Below are 6,985 nucleotides of genomic sequence, written 5' to 3'. Positions count from 1 at the left end.
CTCCCTTCGGGCCCGGGCGTTTTCCCCCCCCCCCCCCCCCCCCAACCCCCTCGTCGGCCCTGGGGGCCCGCAGCACGAGTGCTGCGGGCCCCTTCGGCTGCCGGTGGCGTCTACGGACTCAGACGTCGGCGTCGCGGCGCAGACGCGGCTTGAGGTCCTTGAAGCGCGCGAGGAGACCGTTGACGAATGTCGGCGACTCGTCCGTGGAGAACTCCTTGGCGAGCTGCACCGCCTCGTCGATCGCGACCGCGTCCGGCGTGCCGTCCTCCCAGATCAGCTCGTACGCGCCGAGGCGCACGATGTTCCGGTCGGCGACGGGCATCCGGTCGAGGTCCCAGTCCACCGCATAGGTCGCGATGAGCTCGTCGATCCGCGCCACATGGTCCGCGTACCCCTCGACCAGCTGCATGGTGAAGTCGCTCACCGGCGGCTGCCGGTCGTCCGACCGCGCGTGCCGGACCTGGTCGGCGAGGACCTCCTGCACGGAGGCACCCCGCTGATCGGCCTCGAAGAGGATCTGGAAGGCGCGCTTGCGGGCCTTGCTCCGAGCGGCCACGGTTAGCTGTTCACCCGGCCGAGGTAGTCGCTGGTGCGGGTGTCGACCTTGACCTTCTCACCGGTGGTGATGAAGAGCGGGACCTGGATCTCGTGGCCCGTCTCCAGCTCGGCGGGCTTGGTGCCGCCGGTGGAGCGGTCGCCCTGGACGCCCGGGTCGGTGTGCTTGATCGTCAGCACGACGGCGGCGGGGAGCTCGACGTAGAGCACCGAGCCCTCGTGCTGCGCGACCGAGGCGGTGAAGCCCTCGATCAGGAAGTTGGCGGCGTCGCCGACCGACTTGCGGTCGACGTGCAGCTGGTCGTACGTCTCCTCGTCCATGAAGACGAAGTAGTCGCCGTCCATGTAGGAGAACTGCATGTCGCGGCGGTCGATGGTGGCCGTGTCGACCTTCACGCCGGCGTTGAACGTCTTGTCGACGACCTTGCCGGACAGCACGTTCTTGAGCTTGGTGCGCACGAAGGCCGGGCCCTTGCCGGGCTTGACGTGCTGGAACTCGACGACGGACCAGAGCTGGCCGCCTTCGAGCTTGAGCACCATGCCGTTCTTGAGGTCGTTCGTGGAAGCCACGGTTGCGGAATCTCCTGGACTGACGTGGGACCGTGGAGGCGTACGCGCCTTACAGCGCGAGCAGCTCCTTGGTCGTGATGGTGAGTAGCTCGGGTCCGCCGTCCGCCTCCTGGCGCACGACGAGCGTGTCATCGATCCGGACCCCGCCCCGGCCCGGGAGGTGGACCCCCGGTTCGACGGTGACCGGCACACAAGCGTCCAGTTTACCCATGGCCGAGGGTGACAGCTGCGGGTCCTCGTCGATTTCGAGCCCCACCCCGTGCCCGGTGAGGGGAACGGCGGCCTCCGAGTACCCCGCCGCGTCCAGGATCTGGCGGGCCGCCCGGTCCACGTCCCGGTACTCGGTGCCCGGTGCCAGGGACTCCCGTCCGGCCCGCTGAGCGGCGAAGACGAGCTCGTACAGCTCGATCTGCCAGTCGGCCGGAGTGGTGCCGATGACGAAGGTGCGGCCGATCTCGCACCGGTAGCCGCGGTAGTCGGCGCCGAGGCCGACCGTCAGGAAATCACCCTCCTCGACCCGTCGGTCGGTGGGCCGGTGCCCCCGGCGCCCGGAATGCGGGCCGGTCGCCACCGAGGTGGGGAAGGCCGCACCGTCGGCGCCGTGGTCGACGAGCCGCCGTTCCAGCTCCAGCGCGAGATGGCGTTCGGTCCGCCCCACGAGGATGGACTCCAGGAGTTCGCCGAGCGCCTGGTCGGCGATCTCCGCGGCGATCCGCAGACAGGCGATCTCGTCCTCGTCCTTGACGATCCTGAGCTGTTCGACGGCGCAGGCCAGGTCGGCCAGCCGGAGTCCGGGCGCGACGGAGCCCATGGCCCGGTGCCGGGCCACGGTCAGGTCGTGCTCCTCGACGGCGAGGGCGTCGGCGCCCGCCCGGCGGGCGAGGTCGACGGCGGCGACCGCGGGATCTCCCCCGTCGACGGGCAGGACCTGCCGGCGGAGCAGTTCGTCGAGCCGCCCGTCGGCCGGGTCGGCGCCGGGCGCGACCGGGCAGAGCAGCACGTCGGCGTCCGGATCGGGGCCGACGAGGAGGACGGCGCCCGGAGGCGAACCGCCCGAGAGATAGCGGACGTTGGCGGGGCGGGAGACCAGGGCCGCCGGGCTGCCGGCGGCCGCGCAACGATCGCGCAGCCGTACACGGCGGTCCGCATACACCTCTGACATGCTCCGAGCGTACGAGGAGCGCGCCCCGGTGGCCTGTTGTGCGCATCCGACCGGGCGGGCCCCCGTGGGGTCACCAGGTCGGCGGGCTGGCTATCGCGCGCGCGAGGACGTCGTCGAGGACCCGGGCGGTGGTCTCGACGTCGTACGTGGAGTTGTCGATGATCGGCAGCCCGGAGCCGTACCAGCCCGCCATCCGGCCGTGGATGGCGGCGACCTCCTCGTCGGAGAGGCGCCGGTTGCCGCTGCGCTCGGCGTTGCGCTCCAGGACGACCTCCAGGCCGGGCAGGAGCACCACGGGGAGCAGGCCGGGGCCGACATGGCGCTTCCAGCCGCCGAGGCCGACGACCGGGCGGTCGGGGAAGACCGCGTCGTCGACGATGCAGGAGATGCCGTTGGCGAGGAAGTTGCGGGCGGCGAAGCCGCAGGTGCGGCGAGCGAGCCGGTACTGCGCCTCGGAGTGCTCGTTCCAGCCGGACTGCGGGTCGGCGAAGCCGGAGCAGACCCACTCGCGGACGTCGTCGAGGCTGATGTGCGCGGTGGGCACCCGGCGGCGCCGCGCCCAGTGCCGGGCGACGGTCGTCTTCCCGGCGCCTGCGGGGCCGATGAGCAGCACGGCGAGAGTGGCGGTGCCGGTGCCCGCGCCGTGCTCCGCCGGGGGCGCGAGCGGCGCGCTCACCGGCGGCAGCGGCACCTGGCCGGTGAGGTCGGCACGGGGCGAGGGGCCGCCGGAGACGCCCGGGTACTGCGGTCGAGCCCCGGGCGCGGCCCAGCCGGGCGCGCCGGAACCGACGGGGGGCGGAGCGGCGTGCGGGGGCGGAGCGGCGGGAGGCGGTGCGGCGTGCGGGGGGCGCGCGGCTCCGCTGGGCACGGTGGGGTGCACGCCGAGCCGGGGTCCGGCGGAGGGAGGCGGGTAGGGGGCGCCCGGCGGGGGCGGAGGGGCGGTGGGAGGCGCGCCGGGGGGACCGGCGGCTCCGGGCATGGGTACGGGAGCGGAGCCCGCCGGAAAGGAACCGGGGCCGGCGACCGGGCCGGGTCCGACGGGGCCGGATGCAGGCCCGGGACCGACCGGTCCGGAGACGGGTCCGGAACCGGGTCCGACCGGCCCGGCAGAGCCGAGTCCCGGGCCCGCTCCGGGGCCCCGATCAGGCCCCGCGCCGGGTCCCGGGACGGGTTCCTGGCCGCCCGGTCGCTCGGGCGGTGGCAGCGGACCCCCCACTGCGTGCTGCATCCGGTCCCACTCCGTCTCGTACGCCTGTTGTATCCGGTGTATCCGGTGCGCCGGAACGTTACCGCCCCGGCCCCCCACAGGGGGAACGGCCGGGGACGCCCCCCGGTGCCCCGGAACTCCGGGGCACCGTGAACCGCTTGTCAGCCGGTCAGTTCCTCGGCGAGCGCCCGCAGCGCCAGCCGGTAGGAGCCGATCCCGAAGCCGGCGACGGTACCGGTCGCCACGGCCGCGACGACCGAGGTGTGCCGGAACTCCTCCCGGGCGTACGGGTTCGAGATGTGCACCTCGATGAGCGGGGCGGTCCGCTGGGCGGCCGCGTCCCGCATCCCGTACGAGTAGTGCGTGAACGCCCCGGGGTTGATGACCACCGGGATCGAGCCGTCCGCGGCCTCGTGCAGCCAGCGGATCATCTCGCCCTCGTCGTTGGTCTCCCGCACCTCGACGTCGAAGCCCAGCTCCGCGCCGAGCGCACGGCAGGACTCGACGAGCCCCTTGTACGACGTGGCGCCGTAGATGTCGGGCTCGCGGGAGCCGAGCCGGCCCAGGTTGGGGCCGTTGAGCACCAGCACCGGACGGGGCTCGCTCACGCGGACACCTCGCCGTACGCCGCGATCAGGACCGCCGGGTCGGGGCCTTCCAGGACGGTCGGCTTGCCGATCCCGTCGAGGACGATGAAGCGGAGCAGGTCGCCGCGGGACTTCTTGTCGACCCGCATGGTCTCCAGGAGCTTGGGCCACTGGTCGCCGCGGTAGGTGAGCGGCAGACCGACGGACTCCAGGATCGCGCGGTGCCGGTCGGCGGTGGCGTCGTCGAGCCGGCCGGCGAGACGGCCGAGCTCGGCGGCGAAGACCATGCCGACGGAGACGGCGGCGCCGTGGCGCCACTTGTACCGCTCGTTCTTCTCGATGGCGTGGGCGAGGGTGTGGCCGTAGTTGAGGATCTCGCGGCGCCCGGCCTCCTTGAGGTCGCCGGAGACGACCTCGGCCTTGACCTTGATCGAGCGGACGAGCAGCTCGGCGGTGTGCGGACCGGCCGGGGTGCGGGCGGCCTGCGGGTCCTCCTCGATGAGGTCGAGGATCACCGGGTCGACGATGAAACCGGCCTTGATGATCTCCGCGAGACCGCTGACGTAGTCGTGCACCGGCAGTGAGTCCAGCGCGGCGAGGTCGCAGAGGACCCCGGCCGGCGGGTGGAAGGCACCGACGAGGTTCTTGCCCTCGGCGGTGTTGATGCCGGTCTTGCCGCCGACGGCCGCGTCGACCATGGCGAGGACCGTGGTCGGTACGGCGATCCAGCGCACGCCACGCAGCCAGGTCGCGGCGACGAAGCCGGCCAGGTCGGTGGTGGCGCCGCCGCCGACGCCCACGATCACGTCGCTGCGGGTGAAACCGGTCTGGCCCAGCGCCTTCCAGCAGTAGGCGGCGACCTCGACGGTCTTCGCCTCCTCGGCGTTCGGCACCTGGATGGCGACCGCCTCGTAGCCCTGGTCCGCGAGGTCGGCGCGGAGCGCCTCGCCGGTGTCGGCGAGCGCCTCGGGGTGGATCACGGCGACCCGCTTGGCCTGGTTGCCGATCAGGGCGGGAAGCTCGCCGAGCAGCTGTCGGCCGACCAGCACCTCGTACGGATCGGTGCCCGCGCTGCCCGCCACGTGGATTCGGGTCACGTCCTGGTCCGTCGTCATGCGTCCTTCTTCAGATCCAGTGCGTCGAGGACCGCGTCGGCGACCTCTTCGGGGGTGCGGTCGTCGGTGGTGACGACGGCCCGCGCGACTTCGGTGTACAGGTGGCGGCGTGCCTCCATCAGCTCGCGCCACTGGCGGCGCGGGTTGACGGCGAGCAGCGGCCTCGCGGCGTTCAGGCCCACCCGGCGGACCGCCTCGTCGACGTCCATCGAGAGGTACGCGACGGGCAGTCCGGCGAGGAGGGAGCGGGTGCCGTCGTCGAGGATGGCGCCGCCGCCGAGGGCGAGGACGCCCTCGTGTCCGGCGAGGGCGGCGGCGACCGCCGCCCGCTCCAGGGCGCGGAAGTGCTCCTCGCCGTCCTCGACGAAGATGTCGGAGATCTCGCGTCCCTCGGCGGCGACGATGTCGGCGTCGGTGTCCCGGTAGGGCGCGCCGAGCCGTTCGGCCAGGAGCGCGCCCACCGTGGACTTGCCGGAGCCCATGGGGCCGACGAGGACGACCAGCGGTCCGGCGCTCATCGGATGCGCAGGTTCTCGAGGTACGAGCGCACGTTGCGGCGGGTCTCGGGGACGCTGTCGCCGCCGAACTTCTCGACGACCGCGTCCGCGAGGACGAGCGCGACCATGGCCTCGGCGACGATGCCGGCGGCCGGGACGGCGCAGACGTCGGAGCGCTGGTGGTGGGCGGCCGTGGCCTCGCCGGTGGCGACGTCGATGGTGGCGAGGGCGCGCGGGACGGTCGCGATCGGCTTCATCGCGGCGCGGACGCGCAGCAGCTCACCGGTGGTCAGGCCGCCCTCGGTGCCGCCGGAGCGGCCGGAGGTGCGCTTGATGCCGTCCTCGGTGCGGACGATCTCGTCGTGGGCCTTCGAACCGGGCACGCGGGCCAGGTCGAAGCCGTCGCCGACCTCGACGCCCTTGATGGCCTGGATGCCCATGAGGGCCGCCGCGAGCCGCGCGTCGAGCCGCCGGTCCCAGTGGACGTGCGAGCCGAGGCCGACGGGCACGCCGTACGCGAGGACCTCGACGACGCCGCCGAGGGTGTCGCCGTCCTTGTGGGCCTGGTCGATCTCGGCGACCATCGCCTTCGACGCGTCGGCGTCGAGGCAGCGGACCGGGTCGGCGTCGAGCCTGTCGACGTCGGCGGGGGTCGGGTAGACGCCGTACGGCGCCTTGGCGGCGGCCAGTTCGACGACGTGCGAGACGATCTCGATGCCGGCGGCCTCCTTGATGAAGGAGCGGGCGACGGCGCCGAGGGCGACCCGGGCGGCGGTCTCACGGGCGCTGGCGCGCTCCAGGATCGGCCGGGCCTCGTCGAAGCCGTACTTCTGCATGCCGGCGAGGTCGGCGTGGCCGGGGCGGGGCCGGGTCAGGGGGGCGTTGCGGCCCGTCTCCTTGAGCTCCGCGGGGTCGACCGGGTCGGCCGACATGACCTTCTCCCACTTGGGCCACTCGGTGTTGCCGACCATGACGGCGATCGGGGAGCCGAGGGAGAGTCCGTGCCGGACGCCACCGAGGAAGGTGATCTCGTCCTGCTCGAACTTCATCCGGGCGCCACGCCCATAGCCGAGTCGTCGCCGCGCGAGGTGGTCCGCCACCAGCTCAGTGGTGACCGGGACGCCGGCGGGAAGACCCTCCAGCGTCGCGACCAGCGCGGGTCCGTGGGATTCCCCAGCGGTCAGCCAACGCAACCTGCTCAACGATGCTCCTCATGCTCGCGCCTGGGCACTGCGACGACGCGGCCGGGTGCGCGGCCCTGGCCCGCCACCCCGATCCTCCCACGTCCGGGC

At 73.3% G+C, this 6,985-nt stretch carries 8 protein-coding genes; all 8 read right to left on the bottom strand.

Annotated elements, in window-relative coordinates; all coding sequences use genetic code 11:
• Positions 1 to 118 precede the first annotated feature (118 nt).
• The 8 genes from nusB to aroC all read right to left on the bottom strand — a co-directional run bounded on the left by nusB (position 119) and on the right by aroC (position 6,895).
• Positions 119 to 556, bottom strand: coding sequence for a transcription antitermination factor NusB (nusB, locus tag ABT154_RS11365; protein WP_317874995.1), 438 nt, complete (start codon positions 554 to 556; stop codon positions 119 to 121).
• Positions 557 to 558: 2 nt separating this feature from the next.
• Positions 559 to 1,125 carry an elongation factor P gene (efp, locus tag ABT154_RS11360; protein WP_317874994.1) on the bottom strand — a complete coding sequence of 189 codons (567 nt, stop codon included), beginning with the start codon at positions 1,123 to 1,125 and terminating at the stop codon, positions 559 to 561.
• 49 nt (positions 1,126 to 1,174) lie between these two features.
• On the bottom strand, positions 1,175 to 2,287 hold the full coding sequence (locus ABT154_RS11355; RefSeq protein WP_351855755.1) for an aminopeptidase P family protein: 1,113 nt from the start codon (positions 2,285 to 2,287) through the stop codon (positions 1,175 to 1,177).
• Positions 2,288 to 2,357: 70 nt separating this feature from the next.
• Entirely contained in the window at positions 2,358 to 3,266 is a 909-nt protein-coding gene (locus tag ABT154_RS11350; RefSeq protein ID WP_351855753.1) for an AAA family ATPase, read from the bottom strand.
• A 389-nt stretch (positions 3,267 to 3,655) separates the two neighbouring features.
• On the bottom strand, positions 3,656 to 4,102 hold the full coding sequence (aroQ, locus tag ABT154_RS11345; RefSeq protein ID WP_317874430.1) for a type II 3-dehydroquinate dehydratase: 447 nt from the start codon (positions 4,100 to 4,102) through the stop codon (positions 3,656 to 3,658).
• Positions 4,099 to 5,196, bottom strand: coding sequence for a 3-dehydroquinate synthase (aroB, locus tag ABT154_RS11340; RefSeq protein WP_351855750.1), 1,098 nt, complete (start codon positions 5,194 to 5,196; stop codon positions 4,099 to 4,101). The genes aroQ and aroB overlap by 4 nt, the downstream gene beginning before the upstream one ends.
• On the bottom strand, positions 5,193 to 5,714 hold the full coding sequence (locus ABT154_RS11335; protein WP_351855748.1) for a shikimate kinase: 522 nt from the start codon (positions 5,712 to 5,714) through the stop codon (positions 5,193 to 5,195). The genes aroB and ABT154_RS11335 overlap by 4 nt, the downstream gene beginning before the upstream one ends.
• Positions 5,711 to 6,895 carry a chorismate synthase gene (gene aroC, locus ABT154_RS11330; RefSeq protein ID WP_317874433.1) on the bottom strand — a complete coding sequence of 395 codons (1,185 nt, stop codon included), beginning with the start codon at positions 6,893 to 6,895 and terminating at the stop codon, positions 5,711 to 5,713. The genes ABT154_RS11335 and aroC overlap by 4 nt, the downstream gene beginning before the upstream one ends.
• Between the last annotated feature and the right edge of the window lie 90 nt (positions 6,896 to 6,985).

The organism is Streptomyces sp. NPDC001728, from assembly GCF_040297565.1.
Lineage (GTDB): Bacteria > Actinomycetota > Actinomycetes > Streptomycetales > Streptomycetaceae > Streptomyces.
The sequence above is the reverse complement of the archived record's forward strand: the minus strand, read 5'-3'. Positions and strand labels throughout refer to the sequence as shown.